At 70.7% G+C, this 18,786-nt stretch carries 18 protein-coding genes and 1 pseudogene; 6 read left to right on the top strand and 13 right to left on the bottom strand.

The annotated features are described in order from the left end of the window. Positions 1–9: 9 nt before the first annotated feature. From QQM39_RS38585 to QQM39_RS38575, 3 genes are all read right to left on the bottom strand, one after another. A complete protein-coding gene (locus tag QQM39_RS38585) occupies positions 10–954 on the bottom strand; it encodes a DMT family transporter (protein WP_302002256.1) in 945 nt (314 codons plus the stop codon). Between the two features lie 236 nt (positions 955–1,190). Continuing rightward, the gene (locus QQM39_RS38580) at positions 1,191–2,201 is read right to left on the bottom strand and encodes a DMT family transporter (RefSeq protein WP_302002255.1); all 1,011 of its coding nucleotides are present in this window, start codon (positions 2,199–2,201) and stop codon (positions 1,191–1,193) included. Between the two features lie 129 nt (positions 2,202–2,330). After that, positions 2,331–2,891: a Clp protease N-terminal domain-containing protein gene (locus QQM39_RS38575; protein WP_302002254.1), complete on the bottom strand. Its 561-nt coding sequence runs from the start codon at positions 2,889–2,891 to the stop codon at positions 2,331–2,333. A 218-nt stretch (positions 2,892–3,109) separates the two neighbouring features. Between QQM39_RS38575 and QQM39_RS38570 the strand changes: the two genes are divergently transcribed. Together QQM39_RS38570 and QQM39_RS38565 are read left to right on the top strand one after the other, a co-directional pair. Next, positions 3,110–3,277, top strand: coding sequence for a hypothetical protein (locus tag QQM39_RS38570; protein ID WP_107083922.1), 168 nt, complete (start codon positions 3,110–3,112; stop codon positions 3,275–3,277). A 99-nt stretch (positions 3,278–3,376) separates the two neighbouring features. Continuing rightward, positions 3,377–3,808, top strand: coding sequence for an SRPBCC family protein (locus QQM39_RS38565; protein WP_302002253.1), 432 nt, complete (start codon positions 3,377–3,379; stop codon positions 3,806–3,808). A gap of 112 nt (positions 3,809–3,920) precedes the next feature. Here QQM39_RS38565 and QQM39_RS38560 read toward each other — a convergent pair whose 3' ends face one another. After that, positions 3,921–4,523 (bottom strand): PadR family transcriptional regulator, encoded by a 603-nt coding sequence (locus QQM39_RS38560; RefSeq protein ID WP_302002252.1) that lies wholly within the window; start codon positions 4,521–4,523, stop codon positions 3,921–3,923. 123 nt (positions 4,524–4,646) lie between these two features. Between QQM39_RS38560 and QQM39_RS38555 the strand changes: the two genes are divergently transcribed. Both QQM39_RS38555 and QQM39_RS38550 read left to right on the top strand, forming a co-directional pair. After that, entirely contained in the window at positions 4,647–5,297 is a 651-nt protein-coding gene (locus QQM39_RS38555; protein ID WP_302002251.1) for an HAD family hydrolase, read from the top strand. Positions 5,298–5,393: 96 nt separating this feature from the next. Then, on the top strand, positions 5,394–6,203 hold the full coding sequence (locus QQM39_RS38550) for a PhzF family phenazine biosynthesis protein (RefSeq protein WP_302002250.1): 810 nt from the start codon (positions 5,394–5,396) through the stop codon (positions 6,201–6,203). A 62-nt stretch (positions 6,204–6,265) separates the two neighbouring features. Here QQM39_RS38550 and QQM39_RS38545 read toward each other — a convergent pair whose 3' ends face one another. Continuing rightward, the gene (locus QQM39_RS38545) at positions 6,266–7,066 is read right to left on the bottom strand and encodes a CPBP family intramembrane glutamic endopeptidase (RefSeq protein WP_302002249.1); all 801 of its coding nucleotides are present in this window, start codon (positions 7,064–7,066) and stop codon (positions 6,266–6,268) included. Positions 7,067–7,868: 802 nt separating this feature from the next. Then, positions 7,869–9,386, bottom strand: coding sequence for a glutamate-cysteine ligase family protein (locus QQM39_RS38535; protein WP_302002248.1), 1,518 nt, complete (start codon positions 9,384–9,386; stop codon positions 7,869–7,871). Positions 9,387–9,945: 559 nt separating this feature from the next. On the opposite strand from QQM39_RS38535, the gene QQM39_RS38530 reads away from it, so the two are divergent. Both QQM39_RS38530 and QQM39_RS38525 read left to right on the top strand, forming a co-directional pair. Next, a complete protein-coding gene (locus QQM39_RS38530; protein WP_302002247.1) occupies positions 9,946–10,539 on the top strand; it encodes a hypothetical protein in 594 nt (197 codons plus the stop codon). A gap of 447 nt (positions 10,540–10,986) precedes the next feature. Then, the gene (locus QQM39_RS38525) at positions 10,987–11,193 is read left to right on the top strand and encodes a DUF5999 family protein (RefSeq protein WP_030053671.1); all 207 of its coding nucleotides are present in this window, start codon (positions 10,987–10,989) and stop codon (positions 11,191–11,193) included. A gap of 145 nt (positions 11,194–11,338) precedes the next feature. Here the strand turns inward: QQM39_RS38525 and QQM39_RS38520 are convergent, their stop codons facing one another. From QQM39_RS38520 to QQM39_RS38490, 7 genes and pseudogenes are all read right to left on the bottom strand, one after another. Continuing rightward, positions 11,339–12,409, bottom strand: a complete 1,071-nt coding sequence (locus QQM39_RS38520; RefSeq protein WP_302002246.1) for an endo-1,4-beta-xylanase — start codon at positions 12,407–12,409, stop codon at positions 11,339–11,341. 55 nt (positions 12,410–12,464) lie between these two features. Beyond that, positions 12,465–13,229 (bottom strand): carbohydrate ABC transporter permease, encoded by a 765-nt coding sequence (locus QQM39_RS38515; RefSeq protein ID WP_302003877.1) that lies wholly within the window; start codon positions 13,227–13,229, stop codon positions 12,465–12,467. A gap of 74 nt (positions 13,230–13,303) precedes the next feature. After that, positions 13,304–14,311 carry a carbohydrate ABC transporter permease gene (locus QQM39_RS38510; protein WP_302002245.1) on the bottom strand — a complete coding sequence of 336 codons (1,008 nt, stop codon included), beginning with the start codon at positions 14,309–14,311 and terminating at the stop codon, positions 13,304–13,306. Between the two features lie 6 nt (positions 14,312–14,317). Beyond that, entirely contained in the window at positions 14,318–15,613 is a 1,296-nt protein-coding gene (locus tag QQM39_RS38505) for an extracellular solute-binding protein (RefSeq protein ID WP_302003876.1), read from the bottom strand. A gap of 351 nt (positions 15,614–15,964) precedes the next feature. Continuing rightward, on the bottom strand, positions 15,965–17,350 hold the full coding sequence (locus tag QQM39_RS38500; RefSeq protein WP_302002244.1) for a diaminopimelate decarboxylase: 1,386 nt from the start codon (positions 17,348–17,350) through the stop codon (positions 15,965–15,967). Between the two features lie 12 nt (positions 17,351–17,362). After that, a complete protein-coding gene (locus tag QQM39_RS38495) occupies positions 17,363–17,698 on the bottom strand; it encodes an SAV_915 family protein (RefSeq protein ID WP_302002243.1) in 336 nt (111 codons plus the stop codon). Between the two features lie 328 nt (positions 17,699–18,026). Beyond that, a pseudogene (locus tag QQM39_RS38490) lies at positions 18,027–18,466 on the bottom strand (sensor histidine kinase); the annotation flags it as partial. Positions 18,467–18,786 lie beyond the last annotated feature (320 nt).

Here is an 18,786-nt window from a genome sequence, read left to right as displayed (position 1 = left end):
CCCACGGGCTCAGACGAGCACCGGTTCCTCCTGCCTGCCTGCGCCCCGTGCCTCCGCGACCGCCAGCCACACGACCGACCCCAGCATGAGCAGGGTGCCGACGATCGTGGCCGCCGTGAGGTGCTCACCGAGCAGGACGACGGCGAGCACCGCCGCGCTCACCGGCTCCAGCAGCATGATCACGGAGACGGTGGCGGACCGTACGACGGCCGCGCCCGCGAAGTAGAGGGCGTAGGCGAGGGCCGTGGGGATCGCCGCGAGGTAGGCCAGCAACAACAGCACCCGGGCGGGTTCGGCGATGTGCGGCAGCAGTCCCTCGCCCAGGGCGAGCGGCAGCAGGCACAGGGCGGCCGCACCGAACGTCCCCGCGGCCGCGGCCGAGGCGTCGGCCCCGCCGCCGCGGCCCCAACGCCGCGTGAGCAGCGTCACCGCGCACTGTCCGCCGGCGGACATGACGGCGAACAGCACCCCCAACGGCCGTACCGTCGCGCCCGAATTCCCCAGCACGACCTCCCCCAGTCCGAGCAGGGCGCCGGTCACGGCGACGACGCCCCCGACTCCGAGCCGCTCCCCCATGGCCAACCGCGCGGCGAGCGCGATCAGGACGGGACCGGTGCCCAGGGTGACGACCGTGGCCACGGCGAGCCCGGTGACCGAGACGGCGGCGAAGTAGGCGCCCTGGAACACGGCGAGCCCCAGGCCGGTCGCCGCGCTGCGCAGCACCCTGCGCCCGAGTGGTTCGGATGCGGCGGGCCGGAAGCGGGAGCGCAGGAGATGGACGCCGAGCAGCAGGACGAACCCGGCCGCACAGCGCCAGAAGGACAGGGCTAGGGGCCCCATGTCGCTGGACCGGTAGACCAGCGAGGCCGCGGCGCCGGCAGTCCCCCAGACGGCAGCGGCGACGATCAGATGGACAAGGCCTCGCCCAACGGGCAGGCCGGAAGCATTCGACACGACTTCTCTCCGCAGACGCGCGGCGGCGCCCCGGAGAGCGGCGGCCGCGCGGAAGTTCGGGAACGGACCTCGCGCGGGGCGCGTCAGGTCCTCGGACTTCGTCTGCGGGCAGCACCGTCACGCCCGGCGGGACGTGGGGTTCGGTCCCCGTGCCGTCCCGGGCGTGGTGTCCGGAGGGCCCGCCTCAGGCGGCCGGCGGAGAGATGATGAGGGTGCCGCACTGCATGGCTCGGAGCCTAGGTCGCCGCTTCCCGGGCCGACAACTCGGTTTCCGTACGGGCGTCCGCGCCCGCCACCGGCCCGGCGGAGCCCTTCGCGGGCGTGGACGACTGCGCGATGAACGCCCCGACCAGGACGACCGCGCCACCGATGATCTGCGGCGCCGAGAGGTGCTCGCCGAGCAGGAACCAGGCGAGGACGGTGGCGATGACCGCTTCCAGGCACGCCACGACGCCCGCGACCTGCGGTGAGAGCCGTCGTACGGAGAGCACGCCGGTGACGTAGGCGACGACCGTGGCGAGCAGCACGATCCAGGCCAGCAGCACAGCGGCCGCGACCGGGGTGCCGTTCATGTCGGCGGTGCCCGCGAGGACCGACCAGTCCATGCTCCACGGGCGGGCGACGACGGTCAGGACGGCGGCACCGACGAGCAGGCCGTAGGCGATGACGCCGAGCGGGTCGGGCGCCGCCTCACCGGAGTCGCTGCCCTGGTCGGACAGGACGAAGTAGCCGACCTGGCAGCAGGCCGCGCCGAGCGCGAGGAGCAGGCCGAGGGCGTCGAAGCTCAGGCCCGACCAGACCTCGACGACACAGGCCAGGCCGCCGACCGCGAGGACCACGCCGAGCGCGGCGGCACGCGTCACCGGCCGTCGCTGTACGAACCGCACCCAGCCGAGTACGAGGGCGGGGGCGAAGTACTCGACGAGCAGCGCGACCCCGACCGGTATCCGGGAGATCGAGGCGAAGTAGAACGCCTGCACACCGGCCACGCCGAGCAGGCCGAACCCGGCGAGCAGCGCGGGACGACTGCGCAGCAGCCCGCGGTGGCGTACGGCGAGCGGCAGCATCACCAGGGCGGCGCCGGCCACCCGCAGCCACACCACATGGAGCGGGTCGAGTCCCGCCTCGATCAGTGGCTTGGCGGCGACACCCGACCCGCCGAAGGCGACCGCGGACCCGACCGCCAGACCGAGCCCGATGCCCTTGCCACGACCAACCTGACTGCTCTCAGACATACGCACCGGCACATGATGACAGGCGATGACATGAGCGTCATCCCCGATGACACCTGTCTCGCCGAGTGGACCGAGGTGGCGGGGCAGAGTCGGCGCACCGGGCAGCCGAGGCCGGGCCCAGCGCGTGGCGGGGGCGTCGGCCTAGCGGGCCGTCTCGCCGCCGGCCGCGTACTCGTCACGGCGCTCGTCGACGCGGGCGTGCACCACGTTCGCGTCGATGCCGGCGCGGGCGAGCACCTCCACCGCGCGGGCCTGCGGGTCCGCCACGATCGCCGCGAGCAGGTCGATGCCGCGGGCCTGTGGGTCGCCACGCCGGGCGGCGCGTCGGCAGGCGTGCTCCATGGCGCTCGCCGCCAGCGGGGAGAAGCCCTCGCCGTCCAGCACCACGGGGACGGCGCCGGAGTCCTCTACGGTGCCCTGCCAGCGCAGGCCGTAGCCGATGCTGCGCTGCACGAGGTAGCCGAGCAGGCGAGCGATCCGGGGTCCGTCGCCGAAGACGGCGTAGACGTCCGGGTCGCGCTCCAGGAGCGAGTGCAGCAGATGAGCGGTGTCGATCTGCCGGTCCCCGTCCCTCACCGCCCGGCGGCGGGCACCGGAGACCACCGCTGCCAGCTCGTCGCTGAGCCTGGCATCGTCCGCCGCGGCGTCCGGGGGCCGGCAGTCCGGCTCCTGGGCCGACTGCCGGGGAATACGGGGTTGCACACCCCCACCCCATCAACCACTTCGAGCCAAGTCATCCCCGAGAGGAAGCATCTTCGCGTCCCACACAGAGTGGACTGCGTCGGCCGGGATCTCCTCCTTACGGATGAGATCAGGCCGAACGACCCCGAGGGGCGCGCGCCGCCTTGCTGTGCGCTCCGTACGCAACCATGGCGCTCCGTCGCACGTCCCACAGGGATATGGAGCGCAGGTGCTGGTTGGTGGCATTGCCCGCCGTCGACGGCAGGCAGTACGTCTACCGGGTGTACGCGCCGGAGGACGCCCTGCTCGCCGACCTGTTCTGGGAGGCGTGGCACTGCCACGACGAGAGCGCGTTCCCGCGTGCGTGGGATCTGTTCGACGCGGCGGTGATACGGCTGGTGGGCTGAGTCGACGTCTCACATTTCTGACGGTTCATCAGTATTGAATGTTCCACGCCCCGCGGCTACGTTCCGCGACACCGTAGCCCGAGACGAAGGGGTGGTCGCATGGCCGAAGTCAGCGCGGAGGCACGTATCGAGGCACCGGCCGAGAAGATCTGGGCGCAGCTGACGGACTGGTCGGCGTACGGACAGTGGAACGCCACCCACACCAGCTTCCCGGGCGGCGGCCCCGCGGTCCTCGAAGTGGGCGGGACCTTCCAGGAGAACATGAAGCTCATGGGGTTCCCGGCCGAGGTCGAGTGGACCATCGAGGAACTGGAACCGGCGCGGGTGCTCGCCATCCGCGGCAAGGGTCCGATGGCGGTGACCGTGGCCACGCGCTACACGCTGGCCCCGGACGGGGACGCCGCCACCGTCGTACGGATCGACGGGGAGTTCACGGGTGCGGCGGTGTCGTTGATGGCGGGCAAGCTGAAGGACTCGGCGACGGCGGCACTGAACGAGTCGCTGCGCAAGCTGGCGGGGCTGGTGGCCTGAACGCCCGCACAACGCACACGAAGGCGCCCCGCGGATCACTCCACGGGGCGCCTTCACTCACGGGCAACCTCAGCCACGGCGGGGAGGCCGCCGGCTCTTCCCACTCCTCGCCTCAGTCCTCGTCGGCGAGGATCAGGTACAGCTTCTTGCGGGACTCGTTGATGACGGCGAGCGCCTTCTCGCGCTGCTCCTTGTTGCCCGTCTTCCAGACCTGACCGAAGGCCTCCATCAGACCGAAGCCGGCCTGACGGATCTCCCCGAGGGCCTCCCAGTCGACACCACGGGAGGCTTCCTCCCAGGGCGCCTCGGGCCCCACCTCGGCCGCCTCGCGGCCCGCCTCGGTGAGCGAGAACAGCTTCTTGCCGCCCTCGGTCTCACTGGCGATCAGGCCCTCGTCCTCCAGGAGCTGGAGGGTGGGGTACACCGAGCCGGGGCTGGGCTTCCACGCCCCGCCGCTGCGCTCGGCGATCTCCTGGATCATCTCGTAGCCGTGCATGGGGCGGTCCTTCAGCAGGGCGAGGATCGAGGCGCGCACATCACCGCGCCGCGCCCTCCCTCGCGGTCCACCTCGACCACCCCTCGGGCCCCAGGGCCCGGGCCCGAAACCGGGGCCACCCGGCCCGAAGGGCCCGAAGGCGCCGCGAAGCCCCTCGAAGCCGCCTCGGCCGTGGTGACCGTGTCCACCGTGTCCACGCTCGAATCCGTGGGAACGCATCGCAATCACTCCATTCCATCGTTGACCTGTCGCGATGCCTCAACGATATATCGGGATAGCTCGCATGGCAAGGGAGCCGGGTAAGGGAGCCAAGGGAGCGGAGCCCGTGATCTACTGCCGGCCATGCCGTTGCTGCTGCTCGACCTCGACAACACGCTGGTCGATCGCGACGCCGCCTTCCGGCACGCCGCCGCCGACTTCCTCGCCGAGCACGGACTGCCCGCCTCGGAGCTCACGTGGCTGATGGCCACGGACGCCGGCGGCTATACCGCCCGTGACGAGCTGGCCGCGGCCATGACCGACCGATACGGGGACGTCGTGCCGGCCACCGCCGTCCGAGCCCTGCTCGACACCGGCGCCGCCGACCGCGTCCGCCTGGCGCGCTCCTCCCGCCGGGCACTGGTGAACGCCCGGGCCGGCGGCTGGACCTGCGCGATCGTCACCAACGGCCGCACCGCCCAGCAGGAAACGAAGATCCGCAACACCGGGCTCGACCGACTCGTCCAGGGCTGGGTCGTCTCCGAAGCCGTCGGCCACAAGAAGCCCGAACCGGAGATCTTCCGGGCGGCGGCAGCGGCCGTCGACGCCCCCCTCTCCGGCGCCTGGGTCATCGGCGATTCACCGCACGCCGACATCGCCGGTGCCGACGCGCTCGGACTTCGCAGCGTGTGGGTGACGGACGGACGGCCCTGGACACAGGGCTCCTACGAGCCCACCCACACCGCTCACGACGTCGCCTCCGCGATCAACCACGCCATCGGTACACGGCCATAGGGTGCCGCCGACAGCGGCTCTCCCTCCCCACAATCGGTCCAGCACCCCCGAATTGGCCTTAGCCACCTCCTCACCACAGCCCCTAGCGTCGACGTCATGCGGATTCGAATCGTCGATGCCTTCACCGACCGTCCCTTCGCCGGCAACCCGGCCGGGGTCCTGCTGCTCGACGCCTTCCCGGAGGACGACTGGCTCCAGAAGGTGGCCATGGAGGTCAACCACGCCGAGACGGCGTTCGCGCACCGGCTGGACGGGGGCGGGGAGGCCGACTGGGCGCTGCGGTGGTTCACCCCGGTCGCCGAGGTGGCGATGTGCGGGCACGCCACGCTGGCCACGGCCCACGTGCTGCACAGCACCGGCGCCCACAACGGTCCCGTGCGGTTCGCCACTCGCAGCGGCGTCCTCGTCGCCACGCCCCGCGAGGACGGCTCCCTCACCCTCGACTTCCCGACCGCTCCCCTCACGCCGGTCGAGGTCCCTGCCGGAGTCGCGCAGGCCCTCGGCGCCGAGCCGCGCGTCGCCTTCGACACCGGCCCGAACGTCGGCGACCTGGTCATCGAACTCGCCGACGAGAAGACGGTCCGCGCCCTGACCCCCGACCACAAGGCCCTCGGCGCCTACTCCGAGCGCGGCATCATCGCCACCGCCCGCGCCGAGGACCCCGCCCGGGGCTACGACTTCGTCTCCCGCTGCTTCTTCCCGAACCTCGGCATCGACGAGGACCCGGTCACCGGCAGCGCCCACACGGCCCTCGCCCCCTTCTGGTCCGAACGCCTCGGCCGGGCCGAACTCACCGGCCTGCAGGCCTCGCCACGCTCCGGCCGCGTCCGCACGGAGCTGCGCGGTGACCGCACGCTGCTGAGCGGCCATGCGGTGACCGTCATCGAGGGGGAGTTGATCGCCTAGGCGGGGCGGCCCGGCATGACGAAGGGGGCGTACGAAACCGTCGTAGGCCCCCTCGGAACGGCTCACGCCGTCGGCAGCCACCCCACCTTCCCGGCCAGCAGCGCGTACCCCACGAACGCCCCTATGTCGAGCAGGGAATGCGCCACGACCAGGGGACCTACCCGACCCCAGCGCCGGTACAGGTACACGAAGACCACGCCCATCGCCATGTTGCCGATGAACCCGCCGATGCCCTGGTAGAGGTGGTACGAGCCGCGCAGTACGGAACTGGCCACCAGCGCGGTGCCCGGCGTCCAGCCCAACTGGCCCAGCCGGCGCAGCAGATAGCCGACCACGATGACCTCTTCGAGGATCGCGTTCTGCAGGGCGGACAGGATCAGCACCGGGTACTTCCACCACACGTCGGGCAGCGCCTCGGGCACCACGGTGAGGTTGAAGCCGAGTCCACGGGCGGCCAGGTAGAAGGCGATTCCGGTGCTGCCGATCAACGCCGCGATCGCCGCCCCACGGCCGAGGTCCGGCCAGGGGCGGGTCCGGTCGAAGCCGAGGGTGCGCAGGCCCGCTCCCTCGCGCAGAAGGAAGTGCGCGACGAGGGCGACGGGCACCAGGGCGGTGGTGATCCCGAAGAGCTGCCAGGCGAGATCCAGCCAGGGACGGCCCGGCGCGGCCGAGGCGTTGAGGGTGGCGGCCTGGTCCTTGAGGCCCCCCGGTTTGGTGACCGATCCGACGAAACTGATCAGGGCGGACACACCACTCGCACCGAGCGAAAGCCCCAGAACAAGCAGCGTCTCATCGCGGAAAGTCCGTCGCGAGGGCCGCTCATGCGGAAAAGAATCGGCCACGGGGCCTGCCTCGCCCTGCACACCTGCCTCCAGTTGAGTAATCCCGCCGCATCCTCATCGCCACGCCGCCAGGGTCTCGAAAGCAGTTACGAAGACCGTGCGCGACAGGCCGTTGGGGAGACGGGCGCCGTACGGGGCGTACCGCCCCTTCGCCTGCCATACGGCCGTACTCCGGCACAAGGTTCAGCAGGGAAACAGGGCGGGGCACCACCGTCATGGGACGTCACAGCTTGCCCGATCAGTATGGAGCGGGCGGCAGGGCCCCCGCCGACGCACCCCTCGGCGACGCGCCCGCCGTCGTACGGTGGCCGCCGGCGACGGCCCTCGCCCTGGCCGTCGCCGGCGGTACGGTCGTCGCCGCGGTCGAGAGTGGGGACGCGCAGGCCGCCGCACTGATGAAGGCGCTGGCGCAGCGCGTCCTGGACAGTGCCGGCCAGGTCCTGGACACGCTGCCGCGCGATGCCTCGGAGCAGGGCAATCCGAAGCGGAACCAGGCGCTGGTCGTCAGCGAGCAGGCGGCGTACACGCACAACTCAGGGGCGGACGGCGGCGGCAGCCTGGACTTCTTCCCTCCGAAGACGGCCCGGCTCGCCTACCCGTACCCCCTCGACCAGGCGGAGCTGACGACCGACTCTCCGCGGCGTTCGGCGAGCCGGCGCCGATGCCGAACGGCGCGACCGGTCTGCACGAGACCGCTCTCGCCGCGTACAAGGCGGCGACGGCCTCATGATCACCGTCGGCCCCGACGCCGACCGGGAGGAGGCCGACCGCATCGCCGGGGCGACGGGAGGCTCCGACCTGCCCCGGACAACCGCCGCGGCCGTCACCCCAGCGGCACCGGCTCCAGCAATCCGACCGGCCAGGTGTGCACCGGGTCCCCGCGGTGCATCAGCTCGCGGTATCGGCGGGTCGTCGCCGCCAGTGCCGCCTCTCGGGTCAGCCCGGACTCCAGGGCCCGGTGGAAGGTGGCCGACTGCCAGGACGCCCCGTTGATGCGCCTGCGGCACCGCTCCTCGATGACGCCCAGGTACAGATCCCGGTCGGCCGGCTCGACTCCCCAGGCGTCCAGGCCGGCCTCGGCCAGGGGCAGCAGTTCGTCGCGTACGAGGCTCACCGCGTCGACCTCGGCCGTACCGCCGTACCGCCCCCGACGGGGCCAGCGCAGCCGGGCGTCGATGCCGTGCTCGCACGCCGCGTCGAAGTTGGCGGCCGCCGCCTCGAAGGGCAGCCGCGTCCACACCGGCCGCGGCTCCTCGGCGAGGGCGCGGACGACGCCGTAGTAGAAGGCCGCGTTGGCGATGACGTCCGTGACGGTGGGCCCGGCGGGCAGCACGCGGTTCTCCACGCGCAGGTGCGGGACGCCGTCGGCGATGCCGTAGACCGGGCGGTTCCAGCGGTAGACGGTGCCGTTGTGCAGGACGAGCTCGGCGAGTGTGGGTACGCCGCCGGCGTCGAGCACCTCGAGCGGGTCCTCGTCGTCGCAGATCGGCAGCAGGGCCGGGAAGAAGCGCAGGTTCTCCTCGAAGAGGTCGTACGCCGAGGAGATCCACCGCTCCCCGAACCAGGTGCGCGGCCGCACGCCCTGGGCCTGGAGTTCGGGCGGGCGGGTGTCGGTGGACTGCTGGAACAGCGGCGGGCGCGACTCGCGCCACAGCTCCCGCCCGAAGAGGAAGGGCGAGTTGGCACCCACGGCGACCTGGGCCGCGGCGACCGCCTGGGCCGCGTTCCACACGTCGGCGAAGCGGCCCGGGGTGACCTGGAGGTGCAGTTGCACAGAGGTGCAGGCGGCCTCGGGCGCGATGGACTTCGACGTGCACGTCAGATGCTCCACGCCGTCGATGTCGAGCGTGAAGTCCTCGCCTCGGGCGGCCACGATCTGGTCGTTGAGGAGGGCGTAGCGATCGACGTCGGAGAGGTTCGAGGAGACCAGGTCGTCGCGGTCGAGGGTCGGCAGAATGCCGATCATCACGATTCCCGCGTCGAGCTCCCCCGCTTTTCGGTCGGCATATGCCAGTGACGTACGGAGTTCCTCGGCGAGCCGGTCGAATACCCGCCCCTGCAATCGATGTGGGGCTATGTTGACTTCCAGATTGAACATGGCGAGTTCTGTTTGGAAGTCGCGGCTCGCGATCCGCTCGAGTACCTGCGCATTCAACATTTTCGGCATGCCGTCGGCGCCGGTGAGATTCAACTCGATCTCCAGCCCCATGAGGTTCTTGGGGCGGTCGAACCGCTTCGCCTCCAGCAGCCGCTCCAGGCCCGTCAGGCACTGCCGCAGCTTGTGGCGGTAGCGCTGGCGATCGGACAGATCGAACCGACCTGCCACGACCTTCTCCCCCATCGAAGCTTCCCTCCTCGGATGAGCGGACCGAAGACCGGGCCGCCGGTCTCCCGGGTCAGGTGGGATGATGCCCAGCCGAAGCGATCGATAACGTCCCGCGTGAGGCCGGCGCCCGCTAGGCTGTCGGACGTGACCGGCGGCACATTCACCAGGCATGGACCACTGTGCAGTTTCGGTCGGCTCACGAACTCGTGAAAAACGCCGACGAGAATTGGCCGACCGCACCCGGGGCATTTTTCGAGGTCATCGCCGCACGACCGGCCGGCAATCGGGATGATTCCCGCATATCGCCGACCGAATGGACCCTTGCCGGGTGCACCAAAAGCGGTTAGACGAAACACCGTCTGAACACTCGTCGTATAAACTCCGCAATCAAGGCAGAGGGTTGGCGCCCGCGGTCCAGGACCTGCCGTCCAGGTGACGTACGACAGGCCTCACCCGCACCTCTCACCCCCAGACCCCGGCCCCCGCCTCTCTGACCTTCGTGAGCTGACAGCGCCGTCCGCCCCCGCCCCGCCCTCGCGCCACCGTGCCTGTCGAATGAGAGAGGCGACCCACCATGCCGCTGCATGTCCCCCCGGCTCCCGCGCCCGCACTTCGCTCCGTCCTCACCGCACTCGGCTCGCCCACCGCGGTCAGTGAGGCCCGAACTCCCTCCCTGCGCGCCGCCCAGGGGCCCGCGACACCCGAACTCCCGCTGCCCGTCCATGTCGTGGACGAGATCACGCCGGCCGGTGTGGCCGCGACCCGGCTGGCCGGCTGGCGTTTCCTGATCCGCTGCGGCGACCGGGCGGTGGCCGCGGCCGAGACCCGGCTGACGCCCGACGGCTGGGCCTTCTCGCACTTCTTCGAGGGCCCCTACATCGCCTCCACCGAGCGGGCGCTGCGCCAGGCCGAGACGATCACGCAGGCCTACCAGCCGCGCCTGCTGTCGTTCCCCGGCCTCTACATGCTGACCCTCTGGCTGCACGGCGACTGCGCCGCGGACGGCACCACCGGGCACCCCGACGGCACGGACATCCTCGTGCCGCTGGCCCCGGCCCCGCCCGGCATCGCGGCCCATGTGCCGCACCGGGTCGCCGAGCTGCTCCCGGTGCTCACGCATCGGGCGACCCAGGCTCCGCTGCCTCCGCTGCTCGGCTCGCCCGCCTGACAGCACACCGCGCGTACACCGCCGTACCCCGCTGCCCGATTCCGGCAGCGGGGTACGGCGGTGTTTGCGCTGGAATCAGGGCGGTGGGATTAGGCTCGTGTCGGACAACAGAAAACACGCACGCACGAACCGTAAATAACTCGTACGAGCGAGAATGTGCTCGAATGAGCCCCGCAAGTCCCCCGACCCTCCGGACTAGCCCCATCCGACCATGTCGAACCACCCGAAATGACGGTGGAGTTGGGCTGAACCGTCCGCGCGAGTGAGGCGTCATCAACCTGTGAGAAGCGGTGCTGCGAAATCCCTGCGGATTGACGCCCGTGGGGCAACACTGGGTTCCGACCGACCAATCATCAACGGGGGGCGGCCATGAACGAGGCTTCACGCCGCGAAACAGACACCACCACAGTCACATCACACGTCACGACAGAGCGAAAGATCCCTTCCATGTGCCAGCACCAGCCACCGTGTCCCTCAGCCGACTCCGCCGACCGGGAATCCGCCCGTCTCGTGGCGCACCACCCGGAGCAGGGGTGGAGCCTGCTGTGCAACGGTGTTCTGCTCTTCGAGGACACCGGTGAGCTCCTGCCGGACGGCCAGATCATCGCCCCGCACCGTCCGCTGGGCACCGGCAAGGTGATGACCGCCGCATAACGCCTGCCGGCGGAACACACCGGTCAGGCCCGCACCACCGGGCGGCTCGACGGACGCCCGGCGTACCCCAGGGGCCGGTCGCAGACCCTGACTGCGAGCCGGCCCCCACGTGCGTCCGGGGCCGGTCACGCACCGTAGCGGGTATCTACTTCAGCGCCATCCGCAGCGCGAAGTACGCCGGCTTGGGGTTCAGTTGCTCGTCCCACGGCAGGGCCGCGCCCTCACCCTCGAAGAACGCCGGAATCCAGCTGTACTTGTCGGTGTAGTCCCAGACCGTGATGCCCACGCACCGGCGCACCGCGAGACAGGCGTCGGTCAGGTCCGCGTACCACTCGGCCTGCTGGGCCAGCTTCTCCTCCGTCGCGGGCAGGATCATCCGGATGTCCACCTCGGTGAGCGAGGTGTCGAGTCCGAGCCTGGCGAAGCGGCGGAGGTTGTCCTCCAGCGTGGTCGGATAGCCGTACTGGAGCGCCAGATGGGCCTGCAGGCCGATGCCGTCGAGCGGGACACCCTCCGCCTTCAGCTCCTTGGCGAGGTTGTAGTAGGCGTCGCTCTTCGGGCCGATCGACTCGATGTTGTAGTCGTTGAGGTAGAGCTTCACCTTCGGGTCGGCCTGGCGGGCCCAGCGCAGGGCGTCGGCGATGTAGCCGGGGCCGAGCGTCTTGTAGAAGATCGTCTCGCGGTAGGTGCCGTCCTCGTTGAACGCCTCGTTGACGACGTCCCAGGCGAAGACCTTGCCCCGGTAGTGGCGTACCTCGGTCTGGATGTGCTTCTTCAGTACGGCCCTCAGCTCGGCCGCCGTCCACTCGCGGCCGGTCAGCCAGCCGGGCAACTGGCTGTGCCAGACGAGGGTGTGGCCGCGCACCTTCTGGTGGTGGGCGCGGGCGAGGTCCACGATCTCGTCGCCCTTGGAGAAGTCGAACGCTCCCTGCTGCGGCTCGGTGGCGTACCACTTCATGCCGTTGCCCGGCGTGATCTGGTCGAACTCGCTGCCGAGGATCGCCTTGTACGGCTCGTCGACGAGTTCGGGATTGTCGGTGGCGCTGCCGAAGTAGCGGCCGTGGCGCTGGGCCAGTTCGGCGAGGGTGGGCTGCTTGCCGTGCCGTTGGTCCGCCTGCGCCGCCGGGCCGGTGGCCACGCCGGCCGCGACCAGTACGGCGGCGAGGGCCCCGGCGAGTCTGAGCCGGGTGCGGGAGCGGGTGGTCGTACTGCGCATGGTGCGACTCCTCACGGATCGGTGGTGTGTTGAGCCGTACGTCCGCCTGCGCGCGTCACCCCTTGGTGGCGCCGGCGGTGAGGCCGCCGACGAGCTGGCGCTCGGCGACCGAGTAGAAGGCGAGGGCGGGGACCATGGCCAGCACGAGGTAGGCGAACACGCGGGCGTAGTCCCCCGAGTACTGGCCCTGGAACTGCTGGACACCGAGCGGCAGGGTCCACCAGGTCGAGTCGGTGAAGACCAGCAGCGGCAGGAAGAAGTTGTTCCAGCTGGTGACGACGGCCAGGACCGAGACCGTGCCGAGCGCGGGCCGGGCCATGGGCAGCAGGACCCGCCAGAAGAACCCGAGCGGTCCGCACCCGTCCAGCGTGGCCGCCTCCTCCAGCTCGCCGGGGATCTCCCGGAAGAAACCGCGCAGGATGATGATCGTCATCGGCAGCCCGAAGGCGGCCTGCGGAAGGATCACGCCCAGCGGGTTGTCGAGCAGCCCCATGGAACGCAGCAGCAGGAACAGCGGCAGGGCCGCCACCGCGAACGGGAACATCAGCCCCATCGTGAACAGCGTGAACAGAAACTCCCGCCCGCGGAAGGCGAATCGGGCGAACGAGAACGCGGCCAGCGCGGACACCGCGACCACGAGCACGGTCGTCCCGACCGCGATCAGCGTGCTGTTGCCGACCAGCCGCCAGAAGTCCCCCGAGCCGAGGATGCCGCGGTAGTTGGAGAACACCCACGGGCCGGGCAGCCCCACCGGGTTGCGGGAGAGCTGGTCGGTGGACTTGAAGCCGGACAGGACGGCGTACAGCAGCGGCAGGCCCATCACGGCGCCGACCAGGACGAGGATCACGTGCAGGGGCAGGTTCTTCCTGCCGGTCTTCCTGTCGGCCCTGGCGGTCACTTGGCGTCTCCCCTCATCGTCGTGGTGGCCCCTTGGAGGTCTCGGCGGAGCACGAACCGCTGGTAGGCGAGGGCGAAGACGAGGCTGATGCCGAACATGACCACACTGATCGCGCTGGCGTAGCCGACCTGGTAGCGCTTGAAGCCGTACTGGAACATGGTCACGGCCATGGTCTCGGAGTGGTGGTCGGGACCGCCCGCGGTGGTGACCCACACCAGGTCGAAGAGCTGGATCGACCCGATGACGGACAGGAAGGCACTGATGCGCAGGGTGGGCGCGAGCAGCGGCAGGGTGACGCTGCGGAAGCGCTGCCAGGCGTTCGCGCCGTCGATCAGCGCGGCCTCGGTCAACTCGCGCGGGATGGACTGGAGCCCGGCCAGGTAGAGCATCATGTGGAAGCCGAAGTACTTCCACGTCATGACCAGGAAGAGCGTCGCCATCACCGTGGACGGGTCGGCGAACCACTCCCCGCCCAGTCCGGCCAGCCCTACATAGCCCAGGAGATGGTCGGCGAGGCCGTCGTCGGGGGCGAAGACCATGCTGAACAGCACCCCCGTGATCGCCTCGGACAGCACGTACGGCGCGAAGAACAGCATCCGGTACACCGCCCGGCCGCGCAGCCTCTGGTTGAGCAGTACGGCCATGGCGAGCGCGAACGGCAGCTGGACGGCCACCGACAGCGCGACCAGGAGCAGGCAGCGCCACAGGTCCCCGAGGAAGACGGGGTCCTCGAAGAGCCGGGTGAAGTTGTCGGTGCCGATGTAGTCGGAGGGCATGCCGAAGCCGCCCCAGCGGAAGAAGGCCGCGTACGTCGCGAACAGGATCGGCAGCAGCACCAGGACGAGGAAGAGCACCAGGGCGGGCACCTGGAACGCGACCGCGGTGAGCCAGTGCAGCGCGCGCCGCCGGGCCCGCCCCCTTGCCGCGCCGGCGGACGGGGGCGGAACGTCGGCATCGGGGCCGTCGGGGCCGGTCCGCTTGTCCGGCAGGAACGTGGAGGTCATCGCCGGCTACTGCTCTTCCTTCGCGGTCTGCGTGATCGACTCGCTGACCTGCTGGGGAGACTTGGACCCGGCGATGAGCGCGGCAACGCTGTCGTTGACCTCCTGGCCCACGGCCGGCGCGTACGCCTGGTCGAGATAGAGCTGGAAGCCGGTGGCGGCCTTCAACTGCGCCTGTACAGCCTTGATGTTGGGGTCCTTGATGGCGCTCTCGGCCGCCGGCACGACCGGGAGGATGCCCGTCTTCGCGACCAGTTCCCGGTCGGTGGCCTCCGAGGCGAAGAACTTGAGGAAGTCGACGGCGGCCTGCGGGGCTCCGCTGCGCAGGGCATGTCCGCCGCCCCCGCCGAACACCTCGGTGATCTCGCCGTTGCCACCCTCGACCGCCGGGAACGGGAAGAACCCGAGGTCGTCGCCGAGGCCCTTGCCGGCGTCCGCCTGCACGACCGGGGCCCACTGGCCCATGAGTTCCATCGCCGCCTTGCCGTTGCCGACGGCCGCGGCCTGGCCGGTGGGGGTGGAGTAGGCGGCGCCGAGGAAGCCCTTCTGGAAGGGCTGGAGGTCGACGAGTTCCTGGAGGTGCTGACCGGCCTGGACAAAGGCGTCGCCGGTGAAGTCCTTGTCGTCGTAGGCCCTCTGCAGGGCGGCGGCACCGGCGGTGCGCATCGCGAGGTAGGCCCAGTAGTACATGCCGGGCCACTTCTCCTTGCCCGCCAGGGCCAGCGGGGTGGTGCCCTTCGCCTTCAGTTCGCGCACGGCGTCGAGGAAGCCGCTCCAGGTGGTCGGCGGCTCGGTGATGCCCGCGTCCTTGAAGAGCGCCTTGTTGTACCAGAACCCGATCATGCCCATGTCGAACGGGATGCCGTACACCTTCTCGTCGAGGATGTACGGCTTCTTGGCGACCGGCAGCAGGCCGTCGGCGAAGTCCTTCGTGCGGTCGGTGAGGTCCTCGACGAGCCCGGCGTCGACCTGCTGCTTGAGCACGCCACCGCCCCAGGTGTGGAAGATGTCGGGCAGCTTCCCCGAGGCGGTCAGTGCCGTCATCTTGGATTTGAAGGCGTCGTTCTCCATCTGGACGATCTTTATCTTCACCTTGGGGTTCTGGGCTTCGAACTTCTTTGCCAGCGCCGCCCAGACGCCCCTCGTCGGCTCGGCGGTGGAGATGTTCCACCACTCGATGGTGGTCGTCCCGTCCGACGACCCTCCGTCCGCGTCGCCGCCGCAACCGCTCAGTGCCGTCATGCTCAGACCGGCTGTGGCGGAGGCCGCGAGGAAGCCGCGGCGGGACAGTCCCGGGTCGCCCATCATGCGCTCCTTGGGTACGGGACGGCCCGTCCACGGCCGTCCGCTGGATCGAAAGTTTCGGAGTTGATCCAGAAAGCTGCGTCGTTGCCGCACCCTAGAGACAGCTGCCAAACGGTGGCAACCCCTTGTACGCGGTGAATCTGCCGCCAAGTGTGACTGCGGGGGCGGGCCTTGAGGGATGTCGGCGACAACGTAAGGGCAAGTAGGCGTCACTCGAAACATTCGGCCTGGTGGACGAACCTTACGGAGGGGGCTGTGAGGGGGCGGGACGAGGGTGGGTGCCGGACCGCGGTGCCTCCGGACGACGACCGGGCCGGCTCTCGTCCGGAGGCGGGGCGGGGAGCCCGTCGGCTACAGGCCGATGTCGCGGCTACGGATGTCGTCCAAGGACTCGCGGCGGATCAGGAGCCGGGCGTGGCCGTGGTCCACGGCGGCCACCGGTGGGCGGCCGACCAGGTTGCGGCCGGAGGCCATGGCCAGGTGGTAGGCGCCGGCGGCCGGGACGGCGAGCAGGTCTCCGGGACGGATGTCGGCGGGGAGGTCGACCTCGGCGACGACGTCGCCCGCCTCGCAGTGACGGCCCACCACGGTCACCGGGCTCGGGGCGGCGGTGCTGCGCCGGCCCACGAGGCGGGGCGCGTACCGGACGCCGTACAGGGCAGGCCGGGGGTTGTCGCTCATGCCGCCGTCGACGGCGACGTACGTGTGCGAGCCGGTGCGCTTGACGGAGAGGACGCGGTAGAGCGCGATCCCCGCCGGGCCCGCTATCGCCCGCCCGGGTTCGATGATGAGGCGCGGCACGGCGAGCCCCGCTACCGTGCACGCCTCGATCAGTTCCGCACGCACCTTGCGGGCCGGCAAGGTCAGGTCCAGGGCCGGTTCACCGGGCCGGTAGGCGATGCCGTGACCGCCGCCCAGGTCGAGTTCGGGGAGGACGAGGCCGTGCTGTTCGTGCAGGCCGGCCATGAGGCCGACCATGCGCCGTACGGCGGCCAGGTAGGGCTTGACACTGGTGATCTGTGAGCCCAAGTGGCAGTGGAGACCGGCCAGTTGGAGCTGCGGCTGGTCGAGCACGCGGGCGATGGCGTGGTGTGCGTACCCGTCGAGGGGGGGCACCTCCCGTTCGAGCGAAGCCGAGAGTGGGGGCGGACAGACCGAACTTCTGGTCCCGGTACCGGTACCGGTGCGGATCTTCTCGTGCCCGCCGGCGCTGATGCCGGGCACGACGCGGACCCTCACCTTCTGGTGGCCGCCGATTCCGACCGCCGCGGCCGGCCGGGCGATCTCCGACGGGCTGTCGATGACGATACGGCCGACCCCGAGGCGCAGGGCGGTCTCCAGGTCGCGCGGGGACTTGGCGTTGCCGTGCAGGACGATCCTGTCGGGCGGGAATCCGGTGGTGACCGCGAGTTCGAGTTCACCGGCCGAGCAGACGTCGAGTCCGAGTCCCTCCTCGTCCATCCAGCCGAAGTCCTGGTGGACCATCGCCCGGCACAGGAACGCCTTGGCCGCGTAGAGGACTTCGGCGTCGGGGAAGACATGCCGGTACGTACGGCAGCGTTCGCGCACCTCGGCCTCGTCCAGGACGTAGACGGGAGTGCCGAAGCGATCGGCGACCTCGGCCAGGGGCACGCCGCCGACGGAGAGGGCGCCCGGCCGGGGCTCGGCGGTGGAGCCGGGCCACACGGACAGGGCGTCGGCGCCGGAGGTGACCGCGGGTTCGTGGAGGGTGGTCATGGTGTGGTCCCCTCAGCCGATCCGCAAGGCGGGAACAGGGTCGACGGACTCGACCGGCGCGGGAGCCGGTGCCGCGAACTGGGGATCCAGCGTGAGGGTGGTGACACCGAGCGGTGCCGTCAGCGCACGCAGCGCGGGCTCGGCGAGCCCGATCCACGCCTGCTGCGGGCCGAGCGTGGCGATCAACTGCCGTTCGGAGGTGAAGCCGACGGCCGTACGGTCGCCGAGAGCTGTGCGGAAGAGGCGCGTCACCCACCCCGATGGTCCCGACCGGACCGGAACGTACAGAGGGCCGGCCGGGAACCGATCAGGGGGCTCCGGGTCTTCGTCGGACGGGATGTCTGGCATGGGGTGCCTCCGGGTGGATCGGCCGAGATCCGCCGTGGATCGGCCGAGATCCGCCGTGGATCGGCCGAGATCCGCCGTGGATTGGGGGAGACCCGAGGGACTCGGGCGAGGAGATCAGCGGTAGATCGGGCGAGATCCGTGAGTGGGTCGGACGAGCAGTTCGGCAGCCCCGGACGCGGGGAGGCGGACCGGGGCTCGCCACTGACGCTATGCCCGGCGACCGGGGTTTCGGACGGTCCATGACGCGATGCTGACGGCGATCGGTCGGATGCTGACGGCACGCTGACACACCGCCCGGTCGGCCGGGGAAGGGGCGCACATCCAGCCGCTACGAAACAACCGCAGCCGGCACCTCGGGCTCCCCCGAACCGCGCCCCTGCGCCATCCGCAGACTCAGCACCATGGTCAGCCCGGCACCGGGCGCGTCCTCGGCGTTGATCGTGCCCCCATCCCCTCCGCGAAGCCCCGTTCGACGGCGAGGCCGAGTCCGCCCCCCGCCCCGCGCGGGGCGTCGCCGTAGCGCTGGGAGGGCTCGAAGATGCGTTCCTTGGCCTCGTCAGGGACGCCCGGGCCGCGGTCGACCACCCGGACCCAGACGCGGTCGGCGATGGCGCTCCCGGATACCAGCACCGGCTCGTCCCGCGGGCTGTACTGGACCGTCGGCACCACCTCGTCGAGGTCGATCTCCCGGATCAGCGGCGTGCCCGTGCCGGTCCGCAGGCGGGACATGTCCAGCAGGTTGCCGACCAGGCCAGGACGATCGGAACCACACCCGGCAGACCACCTCACCGGTCGCCCGCCACACGACGCCCCGCTGTTCTGCGGCAGCCACCACCACATCCACCACGGGCTCCAACCGCACGCCGTCTACGGCACGGTGGGGTTCCTCCCGCACAGCGGAGTGTTATCCCCGACAGGCCTCGGCCGGCCCGTCCAGGCACGGCCCCTGCCCAACAGCAGCGCGGAGAAGCGCCGTACCGTGACGCTCCGTATCCGCCCCCACAAGACAGCCGCGCGTCCCCCAGACAGCCCACCCGGTGCCCGAACAGCCCCGGAGCTCGAATCTTGAGGTGCGGCCGACTCCGACA

This window comes from Streptomyces sp. DT2A-34 (assembly GCF_030499515.1).
Lineage (GTDB): Bacteria > Actinomycetota > Actinomycetes > Streptomycetales > Streptomycetaceae > Streptomyces.
The sequence above is the reverse complement of the archived record's forward strand: the minus strand, read 5'-3'. Positions and strand labels throughout refer to the sequence as shown.